Source organism: Sedimenticola hydrogenitrophicus (genome assembly GCF_025175675.1).
Classification (GTDB): Bacteria; Pseudomonadota; Gammaproteobacteria; order Chromatiales; family Chromatiaceae; genus Sedimenticola; species Sedimenticola hydrogenitrophicus.
The window spans coordinates 108,854-126,919 of the sequence record NZ_JANIOA010000002.1 but is presented as its reverse complement, the minus strand read 5'-3'; the positions used below and the strand labels follow the sequence as shown (position 1 = coordinate 126,919).

The 18,066-nt window shown below is 58.4% G+C and carries 18 protein-coding genes and 1 tRNA gene; 6 read left to right on the top strand and 13 right to left on the bottom strand.

Annotation, left to right across the window (positions count from 1 at the left end):
- Positions 1–3 precede the first annotated feature (3 nt).
- The 4 genes from NPX02_RS02395 to NPX02_RS02380 all read right to left on the bottom strand — a co-directional run bounded on the left by NPX02_RS02395 (position 4) and on the right by NPX02_RS02380 (position 2,914).
- Entirely contained in the window at positions 4–633 is a 630-nt protein-coding gene (locus NPX02_RS02395; protein ID WP_260291573.1) for a uracil-DNA glycosylase, read from the bottom strand.
- Between the two features lie 2 nt (positions 634–635).
- Positions 636–1,280 carry a response regulator gene (locus NPX02_RS02390; protein ID WP_260291572.1) on the bottom strand — a complete coding sequence of 215 codons (645 nt, stop codon included), beginning with the start codon at positions 1,278–1,280 and terminating at the stop codon, positions 636–638.
- 228 nt (positions 1,281–1,508) lie between these two features.
- On the bottom strand, positions 1,509–2,468 hold the full coding sequence (locus tag NPX02_RS02385; RefSeq protein WP_260291571.1) for a DHH family phosphoesterase: 960 nt from the start codon (positions 2,466–2,468) through the stop codon (positions 1,509–1,511).
- A 355-nt stretch (positions 2,469–2,823) separates the two neighbouring features.
- Positions 2,824–2,914, bottom strand: a tRNA-Ser gene (locus NPX02_RS02380).
- Positions 2,915–3,131: 217 nt separating this feature from the next.
- Between NPX02_RS02380 and NPX02_RS02375 the strand changes: the two genes are divergently transcribed.
- Positions 3,132–3,803 (top strand): Bax inhibitor-1/YccA family protein, encoded by a 672-nt coding sequence (locus NPX02_RS02375; RefSeq protein WP_260291570.1) that lies wholly within the window; start codon positions 3,132–3,134, stop codon positions 3,801–3,803.
- Between the two features lie 64 nt (positions 3,804–3,867).
- Positions 3,868–4,053, top strand: coding sequence for a hypothetical protein (locus NPX02_RS02370; RefSeq protein WP_260291569.1), 186 nt, complete (start codon positions 3,868–3,870; stop codon positions 4,051–4,053).
- A 294-nt stretch (positions 4,054–4,347) separates the two neighbouring features.
- On the opposite strand, the gene serS is transcribed toward NPX02_RS02370, so the two are convergent.
- From serS to NPX02_RS02340, 6 genes are all read right to left on the bottom strand, one after another.
- Positions 4,348–5,622, bottom strand: coding sequence for a serine--tRNA ligase (gene serS, locus NPX02_RS02365; RefSeq protein ID WP_260291568.1), 1,275 nt, complete (start codon positions 5,620–5,622; stop codon positions 4,348–4,350).
- 3 nt (positions 5,623–5,625) lie between these two features.
- On the bottom strand, positions 5,626–5,937 hold the full coding sequence (locus tag NPX02_RS02360; protein ID WP_260291567.1) for a DUF190 domain-containing protein: 312 nt from the start codon (positions 5,935–5,937) through the stop codon (positions 5,626–5,628).
- A complete protein-coding gene (crcB, locus tag NPX02_RS02355) occupies positions 5,934–6,296 on the bottom strand; it encodes a fluoride efflux transporter CrcB (RefSeq protein WP_335342504.1) in 363 nt (120 codons plus the stop codon). The genes NPX02_RS02360 and crcB overlap by 4 nt, the downstream gene beginning before the upstream one ends.
- Positions 6,297–6,400: 104 nt before the next feature.
- Positions 6,401–7,669 carry a replication-associated recombination protein A gene (locus NPX02_RS02350; RefSeq protein WP_260291663.1) on the bottom strand — a complete coding sequence of 423 codons (1,269 nt, stop codon included), beginning with the start codon at positions 7,667–7,669 and terminating at the stop codon, positions 6,401–6,403.
- 77 nt (positions 7,670–7,746) lie between these two features.
- Positions 7,747–8,358 (bottom strand): outer membrane lipoprotein periplasmic chaperone LolA, encoded by a 612-nt coding sequence (gene lolA, locus NPX02_RS02345; protein ID WP_260291565.1) that lies wholly within the window; start codon positions 8,356–8,358, stop codon positions 7,747–7,749.
- Positions 8,359–8,377: 19 nt separating this feature from the next.
- Positions 8,378–10,651 (bottom strand): DNA translocase FtsK, encoded by a 2,274-nt coding sequence (locus tag NPX02_RS02340; RefSeq protein WP_305792719.1) that lies wholly within the window; start codon positions 10,649–10,651, stop codon positions 8,378–8,380.
- Positions 10,652–11,278: 627 nt separating this feature from the next.
- Here NPX02_RS02340 and trxB point away from each other — a divergent pair.
- Positions 11,279–12,241, top strand: a complete 963-nt coding sequence (gene trxB / locus NPX02_RS02335) for a thioredoxin-disulfide reductase (protein ID WP_260291563.1) — start codon at positions 11,279–11,281, stop codon at positions 12,239–12,241.
- 203 nt (positions 12,242–12,444) lie between these two features.
- Here trxB and NPX02_RS02330 read toward each other — a convergent pair whose 3' ends face one another.
- On the bottom strand, positions 12,445–13,116 hold the full coding sequence (locus NPX02_RS02330) for a flagellar brake protein (protein ID WP_260291562.1): 672 nt from the start codon (positions 13,114–13,116) through the stop codon (positions 12,445–12,447).
- A 70-nt stretch (positions 13,117–13,186) separates the two neighbouring features.
- On the opposite strand from NPX02_RS02330, the gene aat reads away from it, so the two are divergent.
- The 3 genes from aat (at position 13,187) to infA (ending at position 14,983) form a co-directional block, all read left to right on the top strand.
- Positions 13,187–13,891 (top strand): leucyl/phenylalanyl-tRNA--protein transferase, encoded by a 705-nt coding sequence (gene aat, locus NPX02_RS02325; RefSeq protein WP_260291561.1) that lies wholly within the window; start codon positions 13,187–13,189, stop codon positions 13,889–13,891.
- Positions 13,881–14,621, top strand: coding sequence for an arginyltransferase (locus tag NPX02_RS02320; protein ID WP_260291560.1), 741 nt, complete (start codon positions 13,881–13,883; stop codon positions 14,619–14,621). Before aat ends, NPX02_RS02320 begins: the two co-directional genes overlap by 11 nt.
- Positions 14,622–14,764: 143 nt before the next feature.
- Positions 14,765–14,983 carry a translation initiation factor IF-1 gene (gene infA / locus NPX02_RS02315; protein WP_029134356.1) on the top strand — a complete coding sequence of 73 codons (219 nt, stop codon included), beginning with the start codon at positions 14,765–14,767 and terminating at the stop codon, positions 14,981–14,983.
- A 37-nt stretch (positions 14,984–15,020) separates the two neighbouring features.
- On the opposite strand, the gene clpA is transcribed toward infA, so the two are convergent.
- Positions 15,021–17,279: an ATP-dependent Clp protease ATP-binding subunit ClpA gene (gene clpA / locus NPX02_RS02310; RefSeq protein WP_260291557.1), complete on the bottom strand. Its 2,259-nt coding sequence runs from the start codon at positions 17,277–17,279 to the stop codon at positions 15,021–15,023.
- A gap of 89 nt (positions 17,280–17,368) precedes the next feature.
- The gene (clpS, locus tag NPX02_RS02305) at positions 17,369–17,689 is read right to left on the bottom strand and encodes an ATP-dependent Clp protease adapter ClpS (RefSeq protein ID WP_029134354.1); all 321 of its coding nucleotides are present in this window, start codon (positions 17,687–17,689) and stop codon (positions 17,369–17,371) included.
- Between the last annotated feature and the right edge of the window lie 377 nt (positions 17,690–18,066).

The window sequence follows — 18,066 nt, the reverse complement described above, 5'->3', positions numbered from 1 at the left end:
CGATTATAGAGCGTTCAGCACCGTTCTGGCATGGGCAAATACGCTATGGAACATCTCAGGCGTCAAGCGTCGTGTCTGGGTGTTGTAACGGCTGCAGTGATAGGAGTCGATCAATTGCAGACCGTTCGGCAGCAGGTGGTGCGCGGCGTGGGCAAACTTATAGGCGCCCTGCTTCAGGCCCGAGGCCTTGAGTACCGCGTTATGGGCAACCAGCCCCAACGCCACCACAACCCCCGACGACGGCAGCGTTTTCAGCTCCTCCGCAAGATAGCGATTACAGGTATTGATCTCACTGCCAACCGGCTTGTTCTGGGGCGGCAGGCACTTTACCGCATTGGTGATCCGGCAATCACTGAGCCGCAGGTCATCCTCAACCGATAGCGAGTCGGGTTTGCTGCCAAAACCGAATCGATGCAATGTTTCATATAACAGGATGCCGGCATAGTCCCCGGTAAAGGGGCGCCCGGTAGCGTTGGCGCCGTGCATACCCGGTGCCAACCCCACCACCAGCAGTCGTGCCGCCGTGTCGCCGAAGGGCGGGACCGGCCGGGCATAGTAGTCCGGATGGTCCGCTTTCACCTGGTCCAGAAACTCCGCCAGGCGCGGACATTGACGGCATGTGGGATCGAACACGGCTAACTGCCCGTTGAAATCAGGCCGTGACGGATCGCCAGCAGCGTCAGTTCCACGTCGGTCTCGACATCCAGCTTTTCAAACAACCGATGCCGATAGGTGCTGACGGTCTTGGGACTGAGGCAGAGGGAATCCGATATGAACTGGGTTTTCTGTCCCTGGGTGATCATCAGCAGAACCTGCATCTCCCGCTGCGAGAGCCGGTCGAAGGGGGAATCGGGATTACTGCCGGTCAACATGGCCAGGGTCAGTTTCTGGGAGACTTCATTCGATATGAAGGGCCGCCCGGATGCAACCATCTTGATGGCCCGGAACAACTCCTCGGCCGGGCAGCCTTTGGTGAGGTATCCAAGCGCTCCGGCCTCGTGCAACTGTTCCGGAAACGGTGCATCGGAAAGCACCGTCACCGCGATCACCTGGGTGGCGGGATTCTGGCGGCGAATACGCCGGGTAGCCTCGATACCGCCGATTCCCGGCATATTGATATCCATCAGTACCAGGTCGGGCTTCAACTGCTTGGCCTTGATAACGGCGTCCTCACCGCTCTCCGCCTCTCCCACCACCTCAATGCCGGGGGAGTCCTGGAGGATATGACGAAACCCCGTTCGCACGAGTTCATGATCATCAACAAGCAGTACATTGATCACTCAACCACCCCAACTAGGCCAGACATCCACCGAACCGCACCGCACTGCACGAGTAGGAAATTAATAACTATTTATTCAAGCGGCAAAGCTAACTGTAACACACCCGGCTGTCAAGACTGAGTTCATTGAATCGTCGAGCCCGATGAACCCTGTATCTGTGACATTCCGCAATATATAGACAAATCGCCTGCTGAACTGCGACCCCGTTCCCCCTGCAACCCAGCCACCCTACGCATACCGTGCCTGAAAAGCAGCGACAAAATCGGCGTACCGATCCAGTGGAAGATGATTGATTCCGGCCGCACCACGCCGGCCCCCGCCGGACGGAAACTGGCTGCAGAGTTCATCGGCCCCTGCCTTATTCTCCAGCGGGGCACGTACACTGACCTGATATCCGCCCAAACGATCGGGTGTGACCACCGCGTGCGCCCGTTGCGGATGGGCGTTGGCCAGTGCATTGCCGAATACCCCGCTGACCCGGCGCGCCCAGGCCTCATCAGGCAGTATGTAGACAGCCACCGCATCCGTCGCATAGTCCGGCCTGACCGCATCGGCCCGGGCGATATCACCGCGATAACCCGCGTGCAGTTGTTGGTAACACGAGCTGGAATCGGAGATAAAATTCTCTGGATCCGGGTAAGCCAGCAGCGCCCTGAACAGTTCATCCGGGGCCACATGCAGATCATCCACGACCGCGCCATAACCGTTGTAGTTAATGCAGGTGCCCAGCACCTTCAGGCGTTCCAGCTGTGCCAGCGCCAGACCGGCCCGTCGACCGAGGATCTCCGCGGCGTTCAGCATGTTGTCACCAAAGGCCGCCGTCACCGCCCAGGGGGTGAAGCGGCCCTTCAGATAGCGGTCGATCAAGATGCTGGTACAGACATCCGGACCGGTATCGATAATGGTATTCAGACCGGGATGATCGGGAATCTCCCCCGCCATGTGATGGTCCACATAGAAAAGTTCCGCGCCACTGTCAAGCAGGCGGAGCACATCGTCCCTGTTCTGCGCCAGCGAGACATCCAGGACATTCACCCGGTCGCCGGCGCCTGCATTCACCCGGCGCAACAGATTGATATCGCGCTTGACCCCCGTGACCAGGATCGTCTCAAGCGGATCCGCCAATCGCAGCTGCAGCAGTGCGCAGATACCGTCGGCGTCCCCGTTGAAGACATCGATTGTGGTCATGAGCGCCACCTCTGCTGCGTTTCTGGTCCGAGAATAATATCGATAAATATCATGACTTAACCATCTATAGCATTAATATTGCCAATGGACTCACGTCCGGTAAGCGTTCATATTTGATGCAGGCATATTGTACACATTGAATATGAAGTACCGGTATGCAGGCGTGGCCGCCTGGGAGGGGATCGTTGCGTCCAGGAGAAGGGCCGGATAGACAGGAATTCGCTAACAAGGGAAATCAAGCGAGTGGCGGGGGTGCATCGACCCTCCCTGGTCGCACTGGGTCCCAATGTGGTCCCCAAACAGTCCCTCTTCTTAATTACGCTTCCTTAACTACCTGTAAATTAAGAAAATATTTTGGCGGAGAGACAGGGATTCGAACCCTGGGAGGGCTACAAACCCTCGCTGGTTTTCAAGACCAGTGCATTCAACCGCTCTGCCATCTCTCCAGAATTTTGCGTTGCGAAGAATACCCGATCCAACAGGGTTTCGCCAGTACTTACCCACGCTATTTTACGGGCTTGATTTATTGAACTTCCGCCTCAATTCAGTATGCTATGATCATTCCAGCAAATATGAACCAACAGGTTCTACTGCAGTCATACTAGTCAGTATCGGCTGTTCAATAACCTGCATAACCATCGGATTTAATGGAGAAAGTGCAACATGAATCGATTTAACCAGACTATCGCACAGCCTGCACAAAGTGCACTAGCGGTAAACAAAGTCATCAAGAACACCTACATGCTGCTGTCGGCCACGCTGTTCTTCAGCGCCATCATGGCGATGGTTTCCATGTTTTTCGCCATGCCGCCCATTGCCTATATGATCTCGGTGATCGGCGCCATGCTGCTGGGTATGTTTGTGCTGCCGCGTACCGCCAATTCTTCGGCCGGCCTTGGGGTGATCTTCCTGATCACCGGTCTGCTCGGTTTTGGTTTGGGCGCCATCCTGACCCTCTATCTGCAACTGCCGCACGGCCCACAAACCATCGCCACCGCCCTGGGCGGGACCGGTGTGATTTTCCTCGGGCTTTCCGGCTACGCCCTGACCAGCAAGCGTGATTTCAGCTTCATGGGTGGCTTCGTGTTTGCCGGTATGCTGGTTATGATGGTGGCGATCATCGCCAACATCTTCCTGCAACTGCCGTTCCTGTCGTTGGCCATTTCCGCCGGCGTGATGTTGCTGATGAGCGCCTATATCCTGTTCCAGACCAGCCAGATGATGAATGGCGGCGAGACCAACTACATCTTCGCCACCTACAGCCTGTACATGGCCATCTTCAATATCTTCATCGCCCTGCTGCAGATTCTGGGCATATTTGGCGGCGATGACTAATCCTTACGGCTGACCAGGCCAGTTCAGACCCCGGCTGAGGCCGGGGTTTTGTTTGGAGGTATCGATGGATAATATCTGGCTGCAGCTCGCCATGGCCGCCACCCTGGGGATGATGCTTTTCTTCCTCTATCCGCGCGCCAAGCAGTGGATGCAGAACGGCCCCAAGGCCCAGCAGGGCGACTGGATGGCGGCCGTGATTCCCCTGCTCGCGATGGTGGGCTTTGTGCTGCTGCTGATAATGCTGGTGTGAGCACCGTTCTCCGGCGCTGACCACCATAAAAAACGCGGCCTTTGGCCGCGTTGTTTATTTCTGCGGTGTAACTACTCACCCGGTCTGTAGGTGATTGGCCTGCCTTGTTGGCCGATCTTGATGGCGCCTCGAATCCAGCCCCTTTTTCAGATTCAAGCCTGCCCTTGTTTGAGCGAAGCGAGTTTGGGCAGGCGCTGAAAAAGGGACCGGATTCGAGGAGGCAAGCCATCGTGTGAGGCCGGCAAGGCAGGGCAATCACCCCGTGAGTAGTTACACTGCTGTCAGTATATCGCCTCAGGCCAATCGTTCCATACCGCCCATGTAGGGTCGCAGCACCTCCGGAACGATGATGCTGCCGTCGGCCTGCTGATAGTTCTCCATCACCGCGACCAGGGTGCGCCCCACCGCCAGCCCCGAACCGTTCAGGGTATGCACCAGCTCGGGTTTGCCGGTTTCCGGATTGCGCCAGCGCGCCTGCAGACGGCGCGCCTGAAAATCCTCGAAATTGGAACAGGAGGAGATCTCGCGGTAGGTATTCTGGGCCGGCAGCCAGACCTCGATATCGTAGGTCTTGGCGGCGGAGAATCCGATATCACCGGTGCACAGGGTGACCACGCGGTAGGGCAGGCCGAGCTTCTGCAAGATGGTTTCCGCATGACCGGTGAGCGATTCCAGCACGGCGTAGGAATCCGCAGGCCGGACGATCTGCACCATCTCCACCTTTTCGAACTGATGCTGCCGGATCATGCCCCGGGTATCGCGGCCATAGGAGCCGGCTTCGCTGCGGAAACAGGGCGTCTGGGAGACCCACTTGCGCGGCATATCCCCAGCCTCGATGATCTCCCCACGCACCAGATTGGTTACCGGGACTTCGGCCGTGGGGATCAGGTAATAGGGCAGCTCGCCGGCGAGTTTGAACAGATCTTCCTCGAACTTGGGCAGTTGTCCGGTCCCCTGCAGACTGTCGGCATTCACCATGAACGGCACATAGGTTTCGGTGTAACCGTGCTCGCTGGTATGGGTGTCCAGCATGAACTGGGCCAGGGCCCGGTGCATCCGGGCCAGCGGCCCCTGCATGGTGACGAAACGCGATCCGGTGATTTTTGCCGCGGCCTCGAAATCCAGCCAGCCCTTGGCGGCGCCCAGATCCACATGATCCCGCGGCTCGAAATCAAACCTTTTGGGCTCGCCCCAGCGACGCTCCTCGCGATTGTCCGCCTCGTCCCTGCCATCGGGAACCGAGCTGTGGGGGATATTCGGTATCCCCAGGGCGATCTCGCTCAGCTGCTCCTGGACGGTATTCAGCTCATCCTGGGCGCGCTTGAGTTTATCCCCCAGCTCCGCGACCTCCGCCAGCAGCGGCTGGATATCCTCGCCGGCGGCCTTCGCCCTGCCGATCTGTTTGGAGCGGCTGTTGCGCTGGTTCTGCAGCTCCTGCGCGGCCACCTGGAGTCTTTTTCTGGACTCTTCCAGGGACTGGATACGCGCGATATCCAGCAGGACACCCCGCCGTTTCAGTTGGGCAGCTGTTGCTTCAAGTTCAGTTCTCAGTAAACGGGGGTCGAGCATGTTTTATTCACCACTGTTGACGGTCGCCGACCAGCTGACGATGTGGCCCGGCTTGATTAGAGGATTCAGGTGTTCAAGTACTTTAGCCACTTTTTCAGGCGTGTCGAAAAATTCCAGAATTATAGGCAGATCCAGGGATATATCGAGCAGGGTCGATGAGTGCATGGTGCCCGACTGGCCAAATCCGGCAATCCCGCGAAACGCCGTGACCCCGGCCACCTGTTCCCGGTCGTGCAGCAATTCCAGCAGCTGCTGATACTGGTGCTTTCCTTCGGTCAGGTAGATACGCACCATGACAATTGGTTTGCTGTTCATAACTGCCTCGCGAGGACAACGCCGGCCCAGCAGGCGAGCAGACAGGCGCTAACCGACAAAAACATATTGAGACCGGCCTTGGCGAAATCCGCCTGCTCGATCAAATTTATCGTCTCGATGGAGAAGGTGGAGAAAGTGGTGAACGCCCCCAGAAACCCCACCAGCACGGCCCCCCTGACCTCCGGGCTGACACTCATCCGTTCCAGAAACAGGATATAGAGAAAGCCCATCACCAGGGAGCCCAGGACATTCACCGTCAGGGTGCCATAGGGAAAGCCTCTGCCGAACAGCCCGTGGATACCAATGGAGACCCAGAAACGCATCAGTGCGCCGATGGCTCCCCCCGCTGCAATGGTCAAAACCTGGAACAATGCTCACGCCCCGTCGGCACCTAAAAAAAAGCATTTTACACACTGTTAGATGCGCGGAACACTGGGCGGCACGATTAAACCCGTGAACCGGCCTATTTGCCGCTCTTCGCCTGCCGGTCCAGGGTTCGCAACCGTTCAAGCTTCTCGGCGATTTTTATCTCCAGCCCCCGCTCCACGGGATAGTAGTAGCGCTTGGCCGGCAGGGTTTCAGGGAAGTAGTTCTCGCCGGCGGCGTAGCCATCCGGCTCGTCGTGGGCATAACGGTATGCGCGCCCATAACCCAGCTCCTTCATCAGCCGGGTCGGCGCATTCCTCAGGTGGACGGGGATCTCGTGGGTTCCCGATTCCTGGATATCCTGCATCACTGCCTTGTAGGCGGTATAGACCGCATTGCTCTTAGGGGCGCAGGCCAGGTAGAGGACCGCCTGGGCGATCGCCAATTCGCCCTCCGGGCTGCCCAGGCGCTCCTGGGTCTCCCAGGCGTTCAGGGCGATGCTGAGGGCGCGCGGATCGGCATTGCCGATATCCTCCGAGGCCATGCGCACCACCCGCCGGGCGATGTAGAGGGGATCACAGCCGCCGTCGATCATGCGGGCGAACCAGTAGAGCGAGGCATCGGGCGCGGAGCCCCGCACCGACTTGTGCAGGGCCGAGATCTGATCGTAGAAGGCATCGCCGCCCTTATCGAAGCGCCGCAGATTGCCACCAACCACCTCCTCCACCGCCGAACGACCGATCTCGGTGCCGCTGGAGAGATCGGCGGCGATCTCCAGCAGGTTGAGGGCACGCCGGGCATCGCCATCGGCGGCTTCCGCGAGCAGCCGCCGCAGTTCCGGTTCAAGCTGTAGTCCTCGCTTGCCCAGGCCATGGACCGGATCGCCCAGGGCCTGCTCGATAATCCTTTCCAGGTCATCCGGGGCCAGGCTTTTCAGTACATAGGTGCGCGACCTGGAGAGCAGCGCATTGTTCAGTTCGAAGGAGGGATTCTCCGTGGTGGCGCCGATGAACAGCAACGTGCCATCCTCCACATGAGGCAGAAAGGCATCCTGCTGCGCCTTGTTGAAGCGGTGCACCTCGTCGATAAAGAGGACCGTTTTCCGACCATCCGCCCGCTGCGCCTCGCGCGCCTTGTCGACGGCGGCACGGATATCCTTCACCCCCGAGAGCACGGCGGAGAGGCTGAGGAACTGGGCACCGGAGTGGCGGGCAATCAGGCTCGCCAAGGTGGTCTTGCCGGTTCCCGGGGGGCCCCAGAAGATGAGCGAGTGGAGGCGGTCGGATTCGATCGCCATACGCAGCGGCTTGCCCTCCCCGACGATATGGGCCTGACCGAGAAACTGGTCCAGGGTGCGCGGCCGCATCCTATCCGCCAGCGGCCGGATCAGCTCGGGAGCGTCTTGTGAAAACAGATCGTTATCCGGCACCCGCTTGCCTGTGTTCAGTGTTGATAGAGATCGAAATATTCAGGCCGGGTGTAGACAAAAAAGCCCGGATTGAAGGTGGGATTCTGCTCGATGTCGTAAAACTGGAAGCGCGTGATCTGATCGAAGGTGTCGGTCATCTCCATGCGCTGCAACAGATTCCCCTGGAAAGCGAGCAGCACCCGCACGAACTGGCTCTCCTGGTCACGGGGAATCAGCTCAACCCAGGCAAAACCCTGGCTGTCACCGATATCGATTACTTCAAAATGTTGCTCTACCGGATCACCACCGATCAGGAACATGGCCGGCGTGCCCCGTAGCGCCGTGCTCTGGGTCTGCACACTCGCCTGCTCCAGTTCCGGGTCGATCAGCCAGATCTGACGCCCATCGGCGATGATCTGCTGTTTGTTGGGCTCCGAATAGTCCCAGCGAAACTGCCCTGGACGCTGCATGTAGAAAACCCCCTGGGAGCGGGCCGCCTGACGCTGCTGGGGATCGAGTACCGACTGCTCAAAACTGGCCTGAAGACTCCGCATGTCGGTGAGAAACCGCTCCATCTGCTGCAGCGCCGTGCTGGCGAAGACCGGGGGCACCGCCAACAGCAGCAGCAGTAAAAGCCATTTACACATTTTCAAATATCTGATCACATCACATCTCGGGGGGTGGAGGCGCCAGCACCTCACGATTGCCGTTGGACTGGGCGGGAGAGACAATGCCGGTCCGCTCCATCTCTTCAATCAATCGGGCGGCCCGGTTGTAACCGATCTTCAGCCGGCGCTGCACCCCGGAGATGGATGCCCGCCGCGATTCGGTGACGATCTGAACCGCCTCATCGTACAGGGGATCGGTGTCTTCCGTATCCCCGGTCTCACCAGAGAGACCCGGAATCATCTCGGTTGGTTCCCGGAGGATCTCCTCGATATAGTCGGGCTTACCGCTCTTCTTCAGATGATCGACCACGCGGTGCACCTCGTTGTCATCCACAAAGGCACCGTGCATGCGCTGGGTAAAACCGCCGCCGGGCTGCAGATAGAGCATATCGCCATGCCCCAGCAGGTGTTCCGCCCCCATCTGATCCAGGATGGTCCTGGAGTCGATTCGGGAGGAGACCTGAAAGGCGATTCGGGTGGGAATATTGGCCTTGATCAGTCCGGTAATAACATCCACCGAGGGACGCTGGGTGGCCAGCAGCAGGTGAATACCCGAGGCCCGCGCCTTCTGCGCCAGACGGGCAATCAGCTCCTCCACCTTTTTCCCCACCACCATCATCATATCCGCCAGTTCATCGATTATGACCACGATGTACGGCAGGCGCTCCAGGTTGGGTATCTCCTGCGCCTCGAACAGCGGATTGGGCTGGAACAACGGGTCCTTGATCGGCTCGCCGCGCTTTTCCGCATCACTCACCTTCTTGTTATAGCCGGCGATATTTCGCACCCCCAATGCCGCCATCAGCCGATAGCGCCGTTCCATCTCCCCGACACACCAGCGCAAGGCGTTGGCCGCCTCCTTCATGTCGGTCACCACCGGCGTCAGCAGGTGGGGAATCCCCTCATAGACCGACAGTTCCAGCATCTTGGGATCCACCATGATCAGCCGCACCTCTTTCGGCGAGGCTTTGTACAGCAGGCTCAGGATCATGGCGTTGATAGCCACCGATTTACCGGAACCGGTGGTGCCGGCGATCAGGGCGTGGGGCATCTTGCCCAGATCCGCCACGGCGGGATTCCCGGCGATATCCTTGCCCAGCGCCAAGGTCAGGCGGGACTTGGCCGAATCGTAGGCCTCCGACTTCAGCACCTCGCTCAGGTAGACCATCTCCCGATATTCATTGGGGATCTCCAGACCGATGACGCTCTTGCCCGGGATCACCTCGACCACCCGGACACTGGTAGTGGAGAGCGCCCGCGCCAGATCTTTGGAGAGATTGGTGATCTTGCTTGCCTTGGTGCCCGGTGCCAGCTGCAGCTCAAACAGGGTGATGACCGGCCCCGGGTGAACCGCCACCACCTGCACCTCGATACCAAAATCCTTCAGCTTCAGCTCGACCAGCTGGGACATGGCGGCCAGCGCCTCCTTGGAGTAGCCGAGACCGCTCTTGCGCGCCTCGTCGAGCAACCCGAGTGGTGGCAGCCCCCCCTCCTCCGCGCTGTCGAACAGCTGAACCTGCTTCTCCTTCTCTACCCGCTCACTGGTCTTGACCTCGCGGATGACCGGCTCGATCTTGGGGGGTACGCGTTTCTCGATACGTTTCTTCTCGGCCTTGAAGGTCTCGCTGCGGCGTCGCTTCACCTCCCGGGCCTTACGCGCCTCCGCCAGGCGCCCCTGGAACGATCCCAGATAACGGAAAAACCGCAACACCAGGCCGCCCATGCCATCCATGACCCGGAACCAGGAGATCCCGGTAAACAGCGTGAACCCGGACAGCATCAGGGCCAACAGCAGCAGGCTGCCACCGGCGAAGCTGAAGACACTCACCAGCTGTTGCTGAAAAAAGGCGCCCAGCATGCCCCCCGAGCCACCCGGCAGAAAGGTCGCGATGTGGGAGAGATGCAGCGCCGCCAGACTGCTGCCGGCGGTGAGGGTGAGCAGAAAACCGACCCAGCGCAGGGAGACCATGGGAATATTCAGGCTGTTATCCGGGTTCCGCTCCTTCAGGAACAGCCAGCCGCTCCAGCCGATCATCAGGGGAAACAGGTAGCCCCAGAGGCCGAACAGATTCAGCAGCACATCGGCCAGCCAGGCCCCGGCCAGTCCGCCCGCATTCTCGGCAGACTCCCGCGAACCGGCATAGGACCAGCCGGGATCATTAGGCGCGTAGGTCACCAGGGAGAGCATCAGGTAGGCCGAAATGGCCACCAGCAGCAGCAGCGCGCCCTCTCTGAGTCGCTGCCCGGCAACGCTTCCCGTGTCATTCTGCAGCCGTTCTGTTTGACTGGCTTGTGCCACCATATTCACCGAATTGAAAATAGATTCTAAATTATATAGTTAGAGTAGCTATTTAGTCTAACTTGATAGCTATTGATTGGGTAAGGGGCCGCCCATTCGTGGCTTCGGGTGGGCCCGCGAACCCCAACGGGCTTTTGGCTGACAGGCTCCTGGAGGGATCTTCGCCGAATCGATGAAAAGAGTCTTTACCCTCCATCACGCTTTACGTACCATCGACACCCATCCGGGAGCCTGTCGGGTTTATCCGTTTGAAGCGCCTAATCCGCAGGAGCGGATTGAACGGCGAAGCCGGCCCCGAAGGGGCGTAGGGCATGGTTGCCCGAAGTCAAATCACTGGGGGCGAATCAAATCCGTTTATCGAACGAGGTGAATAGTGGACTTATTTAACGAGTTCGATAAGCTGAGTTGATCGCCATCCAGGGATTTGCAGCCAAACAGCGTTAAACCCGACAGGCTCCTAGCCCTTGGGCATGAACCCCACAAAGGTAACGGGTGTCTTCTGTCACTGTACGGAAACCCCATAGTTTTGATATTTATTGCCTGATCCACTCCCGATCGGGGCGGTTCAGTCTGCATGGACATTCGCAGGAGTAAGTATACATGAGTGAAACCAAGCATTGCCGACTTCTGATCCTCGGATCGGGACCCGCCGGTTATACCGCCGCCGTCTACGCCGCCAGGGCCAATCTGGATCCGGTACTGGTGACCGGGATGGAACAGGGCGGTCAACTGACCACCACGACCGACGTGGATAACTGGCCGGGTGATTTCGCTGGCGTGCAGGGGCCGGAACTGATGGATCGCATGCTGAAACATGCCGAGCGGTTTGATACCGAGGTGATCTTCGACCATATCCACACGGCGGAACTCTCCCAGCGCCCCTTCCGCCTGACCGGCGACCAGGGCAGCTACACCTGCGACGCGCTGATTATTGCCACCGGCGCATCGGCCCAGTACCTGGGGCTGGAATCGGAAGAGAATTTCAAGGGGCGCGGCGTCTCGGCCTGCGCCACCTGTGACGGTTTTTTCTACAGAAACCAGAAAGTGGCAGTCATTGGCGGCGGCAATACCGCGGTTGAAGAGGCGCTCTATCTCTCCCACATCGCCTCCGAGGTGGTGGTAGTTCACCGCCGGGACAAGTTCCGTTCCGAGAAGATCCTGTCTGACCAGCTGATCCAGAAGGCGGAAAACGGCAATGTCACCATCGAATGGGATCATGTACTGGATGAAGTCCTGGGTGACCAGAGCGGCGTGACCGGCATGCGAATCAAGAACGTCAAGGATGGCAGTACCCGGGAGATCGACCTGATGGGGGTCTTCATCGCCATCGGCCACAAACCCAATACCGACCTGTTCAAGGGGCAGCTGGAGATGCAGCACGGCTACATCATCATCAAGGGCGGACTGGAGGGCAATGCCACCCAAACCAGCCTGGAGGGCGTGTTCGCCGCCGGCGATGTGGCCGACCACGTCTACCGCCAGGCCATCACCTCGGCCGGCAGCGGCTGTATGGCGGCACTGGATGCGGAGCGTTACCTGGACGCGAAAGCGGCCGCAAAATAAGCGTGGCCGGACACCGGGCGGATTCACCGTCCGGTGTCCGGTTAGGGTCGCGGTGAAAATAAATCATCCCAAGATCGCACAGCCATCGGTCTGCTCACAAGGCGTGCAAAGGGGCGCATAGCGGGCCTATGTAACCCTTTGCACAACGCCGTGAGCGGGTCGAGGGCGAAGCGAGATGGGATGATTTATTTTTTCCGCGGCCCCTAATTACTCACCCCATTCTTCAACTGCAGTACACAGTTGTTGAGCAGTACTTCCTGAAGGCGGTTGACCTGCAGAAACGAGATTCCGCAGCAGTATCGGTTATCCTCGGGATCACCCTTGTGACTGACCACCGAACGGTTGCAGATCTCGGCCAGCACCCGGATCTGCTCGTTCTCCCCACACACATCGATATCCAGCTTCATCACCAGCCGCTCGCTGGTGCGACCGAGCGGCTCGATGCTCTCCAGCCGTGCCCCGGTCATACTGAGGTCCTTGACCAGCACCGGCTGCCAGGCATCATCGTTGTCCGGATGCCGGGTGTTTCTCACCACCGCCGGCAAATTGGTGCCGACCCGTTCGGCATTGCGTATGGCCAGACTCTCGATCTCTGACGGATAGCTCATATGCAGATGCGGATATGGCCGGGTGGCGGAGCGGGTCACGGTGGAGACGAACCCCAGCACCTTACTGCCGTGCAGCAGGCGGACCGCAAAACGTGCCCCCTCTTTGATAAACTGCACCTTATCCTGGACCTTTGGCGTGGTCACTATCACCCCCTGTCCCGGCAGAAAGCCGATCAACATGACAGTGTAGCGATCATTGTACTCGGGCGAGATGCGTTGCAACTGGAGCATCTTGCCAACATGCAGATTGAGGATATTTTCGGGCATGGAATTTATTTTAAGGTACCTATAATGTTCATATCGCAGAGATTAGGCAAAAAGGCAAGCACCCGTCACTATGATATCACTGCTTGATCCAGACAATCCGGAAGAGCACTTCCCACCGGTCGAGTTTGCGGAGCAGGAGCCGGACGGGCTCCTGGCAATCGGCGGCGACCTCTCCCCCACCCGGTTGCTGAATGCTTACCGGCAGGGGATCTTCCCCTGGTATTCCTCCGAACAACCGATACTCTGGTGGTCGCCAGACCCCAGAACGGTGCTGTTTCCGGAGCAGATCAAGATCTCCAGGAGTCTGGGAAAGAGTCTGCGCAACCGCAATTACCACTGCTCCTTCGACACCGCCTTCAGCGACGTGATCAACACCTGCGCCATGCCGCTACCGGGCCGTGAAGAGACCTGGATCACCGATGAGATGAAACAGGCCTACATTCATCTCCACCGACTCGGCTTCGCCCACTCGGTGGAGGTTCGGGAAGGCGAACGGTTAGTCGGCGGACTCTACGGTATCGCCATTGGACGGGCGTTTTTTGGTGAATCCATGTTCAGCCTGGCGCGCGATGCCTCGAAAATCGCCCTGGTGCATCTGGCGCGCACCCTGGCCGCCAGGGGATTCGGACTGATTGACTGCCAGGTGTATACCGCTCACCTGATCTCCCTGGGTGCCGAGGAGATGGAGCGAAAACGGTTCTGCGAACTCCTGCAACACTACTGCAACCAACCGGGAGTTACCGGCCGCTGGGACGGGGGTATCGATGCGCCCTGACACCCGGCAGTCCGGCACGATACAGCTCTACCAGTCGGCAGAACACCGCTGCGCCTATCTTGACGGCAAACGGGCAAGGAGCCTGTTTGTTGACCCCTATCGGGCCAAATCCATGCCGCTCTACGAAGCGCTGATCGACCAGGGGTTCCGGCGCAGCGGGGAGTTCATCTATCGCCCCAATTGCCCCGACTGCAGGCAATGTATCCCGCTACGGATCGCAGTGGATGAGTTCAAACCACGGCGCATTCAGCGGCGCATCTGGAACCGGCAGCAGGCCCTTTTCCGGGTGACCGAGCAAGCGGCCGGATTTGACCCGGCCCACTACGACCTGTTCAGACGCTACATCCAGTCACGTCACCCGAACGGGGAGATGGCCGCCACCACCGAGGACGGGTATGCACAGTTTATCTCCAGTAGCTGGTCCCTCAGCAGCAGCTTTGCCTTTTACCAGGACGACAAACTGATCGCCGTCGCGGTCACCGACATACTTCGACAGGGACTGTCCGCTGTCTATACCTTTTTTGATCCGGAACTCGCGCGGCTCAGCCTCGGCGTGTTCTGTCTGCTCTGGCAGATCGAGGAGTGCAAAAGACGCCGACTCCCCTGGCTGTATCTAGGTTACTGGGTCCCGGAGTGCCGGAAAATGTCATATAAGAGCCAGTATCTTCCTCACGAGATATTCATCAATGGGAAGTGGGTCAGGGTTCAGGAGACGGATAAGAGTGAATAGCCCGGCACCCGGGGTTAATAAACAGCCGACAATCGGGATAAAGTACTTGCCTTATACTGGTTTTCACTCATAATTGCCCGCTAAATTTGGCTGGCATTGTGCTATAATCCGCGGCCAGCAACTTAGGGTAACCAGGAAACCGAATGGCAAAAGAAGATTTTATTGAGATGGACGGCACGGTTATTGAGACCCTGCCCAACACCATGTTCCGCGTCGAGCTGGAAAACGGTCATGTCGTTACAGCCCATATCTCCGGCAAGATGCGCAAACACTATATCCGCATTCTCACCGGAGACACCGTCACTGTTCAGTTGACCCCTTACGACTTGAGCAAGGGCCGTATCACCTACCGCGCGCGCTGATCGGAAATCGAAATCGGCGCTGCGTCGTCAGTGGCCATCAGTGAATGGCGCAGCCCTCCATCTCCAGCACCAGCTCACCCTCGACCACCGTCACCCGTATGTGACCGCCCTCCGACAGGGATCCGAACAGCAGCTCCTCCGCCATCGGCTTTTTGATCTTCTCCTGGATCAGGCGTGCCATCGGCCGGGCGCCCATGGTTGCGTCATAGCCGTGTTGCGCCAGCCAGGCCTTGGCCTCGGCATCCAGGGTCAGGGTCACGTGCTTGTCTTCCAGCTGACCTTCGAGCTCGAAAATAAACTTGTCCACCACGTTGCTGATCACATCGAGCGGCAGTGACTTGAACTGGATGATGGCATCGAGCCGGTTGCGGAATTCCGGCGAGAACATCTTCTTGATCGACTCCATACCATCGGTGGTGTGATCCTGGGGGGTGAAGCCGATGGAGGCCCGGGCCATCTCGCCGGCACCGGCGTTGGTGGTCATCACAATCACCACATTCCTGAAATCGGCTTTCCTGCCGTTGTTATCCGTGAGTGTGCCGTGGTCCATCACCTGCAGCAACAGATTGAACACATCCGGATGCGCCTTCTCTATCTCGTCCAGCAACAGCACCGAGTGCGGGTGTTTGCTGATCTCCTCGGTCAATAGGCCGCCCTGGTCGTAACCGACATAGCCGGGAGGCGCACCGATCAGCCGCGAAACCGTGTGGCGCTCCATGTACTCGGACATGTCGAAGCGGATCAGTTCGATACCGAGGATCCGCGCCAACTGCCGGGTGACCTCGGTCTTGCCCACGCCGGTCGGCCCGGCAAACAGGAAAGAACCCACCGGCCGCTGCTCATTGCCGAGACCCGAACGGCTCATGCGAATGGCCGCGGTCAGGGTAGCAATGGCCTCGTCCTGACCATACACCACCATCTTGAGGTTTCGATCCAGGCTCTTCAATGCCTCGACATCGGAGACAGAGACACTCTTCGGCGGGATGCGTGCCATCTTGGCGATGATATTCTCGATATCCGCCACCTCGATCCGCTGCTTGCGATGGTCGGCATCCTGCAACTGCACGCTGGCACCGGCCTCATCGATCACGTCGATCGCCTTGTCCGGGAGATGCCGGTCGTTGATATAACGCTCCGAGAGTTCGGCCGCGGTCCGCAACGCCTCATTGGAGTAAGTGATGTGGTGATGCTCCTCAAAGCGACTCTTCAAGCCCTTGAGGATCTCAATGGTCTCTTCCACCGAGGGCTCTTCCACATCGATCTTCTGGAAGCGCCGGGCCAGGGCGCGGTCTTTCTCGAAAATACCGCGAAACTCCTGGTAGGTCGTCGAACCGATACAGCGCAGTTCGCCCGAAGCCAGTACCGGTTTGATCAGGTTCGAGGCATCCATTACCCCGCCGGATGCCGCACCCGCACCGATGACCGTGTGGATCTCATCGATAAAGAGTATGGTGTCCGGCTCCTTTTTCAGTTGCGCCAATACCGCCTTGAGCCTTTTCTCAAAGTCACCACGGTATTTGGTGCCCGCCACCAGACTGCCCAGATCGAGAGAATAGATGGTGCATTTGGAGAGGATCTCCGGGACTTCCCGGTCAACAATCTTCTTCGCCAGTCCTTCGGCGATGGCCGTTTTGCCGACACCGGCCTCACCCACCAGCAGCGGATTGTTTTTCCTGCGACGACAGAGAATCTGCACGGTCCGCTCGATCTCGAGGGCACGACCGATCAGTGGATCGATCTTGCCCAGCCGCGCCTGCTCGTTCAGATTGGTGGAGAAGTTATCCAGCGGATTGGAAGCCGGTGAATCAACCTCGATCTCCTCGCTGCTGCGGCTGATCTCATCCCGCTGCTCCGAATCGCCATGCACCTTGGAGATACCGTGGGAGATGTAGTTGACCACATCAAGCCGCGCGATATCCTGCTGATGCAGAAAGAAAACCGCCTGCGACTCCTGCTCGCTGAAAATCGCCACCAGGACATTGGCCCCGGTCACTTCGTCCCGCCCGGAGGACTGCACATGATAAACGGCACGCTGGAGTACCCGCTGAAAACCCAGGGTCGGCTGGGTCTCGTGTTCGGTGTCATCCGGCAAAAGCGGCGTGGTCTCCTCAATGAACTGGTCGATATCGCGCCGCAAAACCTCGGTATCCGCGCCACATGCCCGCAGAACATTGGCGGCGGTCGGATTATCCAACAGGGCCAGCAGCAGATGCTCTACCGTCATGTACTCATGATGCCTGTCACGGGCCTCCATAAAGGCCTGGTTCAGGGTGAATTCTAGCTCTTTACTTAACATGGCTGACTGGCTTCCTGGTAACAAGAGTGACTGAAATGGGTGCTACAGCAATTGACTACCGAACAATCTGACAGTTCGACCATAGGGCATCAGGCTTCCTCCAGGGCACAGAGTAACGGGTGCTGATGGCTTCGGGAAAATTCGTTTACCTGGGCCACTTTTGTCTCCGCCACATCCTTAGTGTAGACCCCACAAACCCCCACGCCACGGGTATGCACATTCAGCATAATCTGGGTGGCTTTCTCACGGTCCATCTTGAAAAACGACTCCAGCACCAGGACCACAAACTCCATCGGTGTGTAATCATCATTCAGCAGCAGGACCTTGAACATCGGTGGTCGCTTGAGTTTCGGCTTGGAAGTCTCAACCGCCAGTCCGCCATCATCATAAGGATTGGTTTTATCCGTCATAGCCTAATTCTAGTAAAAAAAATGTCCGTGAATAGCGTCCGGGCAGAAGATATGAGCGGAATTTTCATTCCTGCATTCTGGCTTCTCCCAAGCCGTGATTATCGCCTATTTCGCGACAAATTAATCCCTCGCAAATACCCTGTAATATTATCCGGGCACGGCTAAGGGCTCGCGCAAAAATAAGTTCCGGGATTCGGTCGCCATCGGGCTCCGCCGCCGGTGTTATGCTTTTTGGCAAGGGCGCGGCCCTTGCCTGCAAAACGTGCCTTGCCGGCGTGACCCGGTGACGCCCGCGGTACTACGGAGTTATTCTTGCGCGAGCCCTAAAATTTGACCAAATGTTCCGAATCGCTATACTAATTGGATTGAGGGGGGTA

Bases quoted from the DNA above. Each gene is read 5' to 3' on its own strand.
- NPX02_RS02385 (WP_260291571.1), bottom strand. From the start codon at position 2,468: ATGACCACAATCGATGTCTTCAACGGGGACGCCGACGGTATCTGCGCA.
- NPX02_RS02375 (WP_260291570.1), top strand. From the start codon at position 3,132: ATGAATCGATTTAACCAGACTATCGCACAGCCTGCACAAAGTGCACTA.
- NPX02_RS02370 (WP_260291569.1), top strand. From the start codon at position 3,868: ATGGATAATATCTGGCTGCAGCTCGCCATGGCCGCCACCCTGGGGATG.
- serS (WP_260291568.1), bottom strand. From the start codon at position 5,622: ATGCTCGACCCCCGTTTACTGAGAACTGAACTTGAAGCAACAGCTGCC.
- NPX02_RS02360 (WP_260291567.1), bottom strand. From the start codon at position 5,937: ATGAACAGCAAACCAATTGTCATGGTGCGTATCTACCTGACCGAAGGA.
- NPX02_RS02350 (WP_260291663.1), bottom strand. From the start codon at position 7,669: ATGCGGCCGCGCACCCTGGACCAGTTTCTCGGTCAGGCCCATATCGTC.
- lolA (WP_260291565.1), bottom strand. From the start codon at position 8,358: ATGTGTAAATGGCTTTTACTGCTGCTGCTGTTGGCGGTGCCCCCGGTC.
- trxB (WP_260291563.1), top strand. From the start codon at position 11,279: ATGAGTGAAACCAAGCATTGCCGACTTCTGATCCTCGGATCGGGACCC.
- NPX02_RS02330 (WP_260291562.1), bottom strand. From the start codon at position 13,116: ATGCCCGAAAATATCCTCAATCTGCATGTTGGCAAGATGCTCCAGTTG.
- aat (WP_260291561.1), top strand. From the start codon at position 13,187: ATGATATCACTGCTTGATCCAGACAATCCGGAAGAGCACTTCCCACCG.
- NPX02_RS02320 (WP_260291560.1), top strand. From the start codon at position 13,881: ATGCGCCCTGACACCCGGCAGTCCGGCACGATACAGCTCTACCAGTCG.
- infA (WP_029134356.1), top strand. From the start codon at position 14,765: ATGGCAAAAGAAGATTTTATTGAGATGGACGGCACGGTTATTGAGACC.
- clpA (WP_260291557.1), bottom strand. From the start codon at position 17,279: ATGTTAAGTAAAGAGCTAGAATTCACCCTGAACCAGGCCTTTATGGAG.
- clpS (WP_029134354.1), bottom strand. From the start codon at position 17,689: ATGACGGATAAAACCAATCCTTATGATGATGGCGGACTGGCGGTTGAG.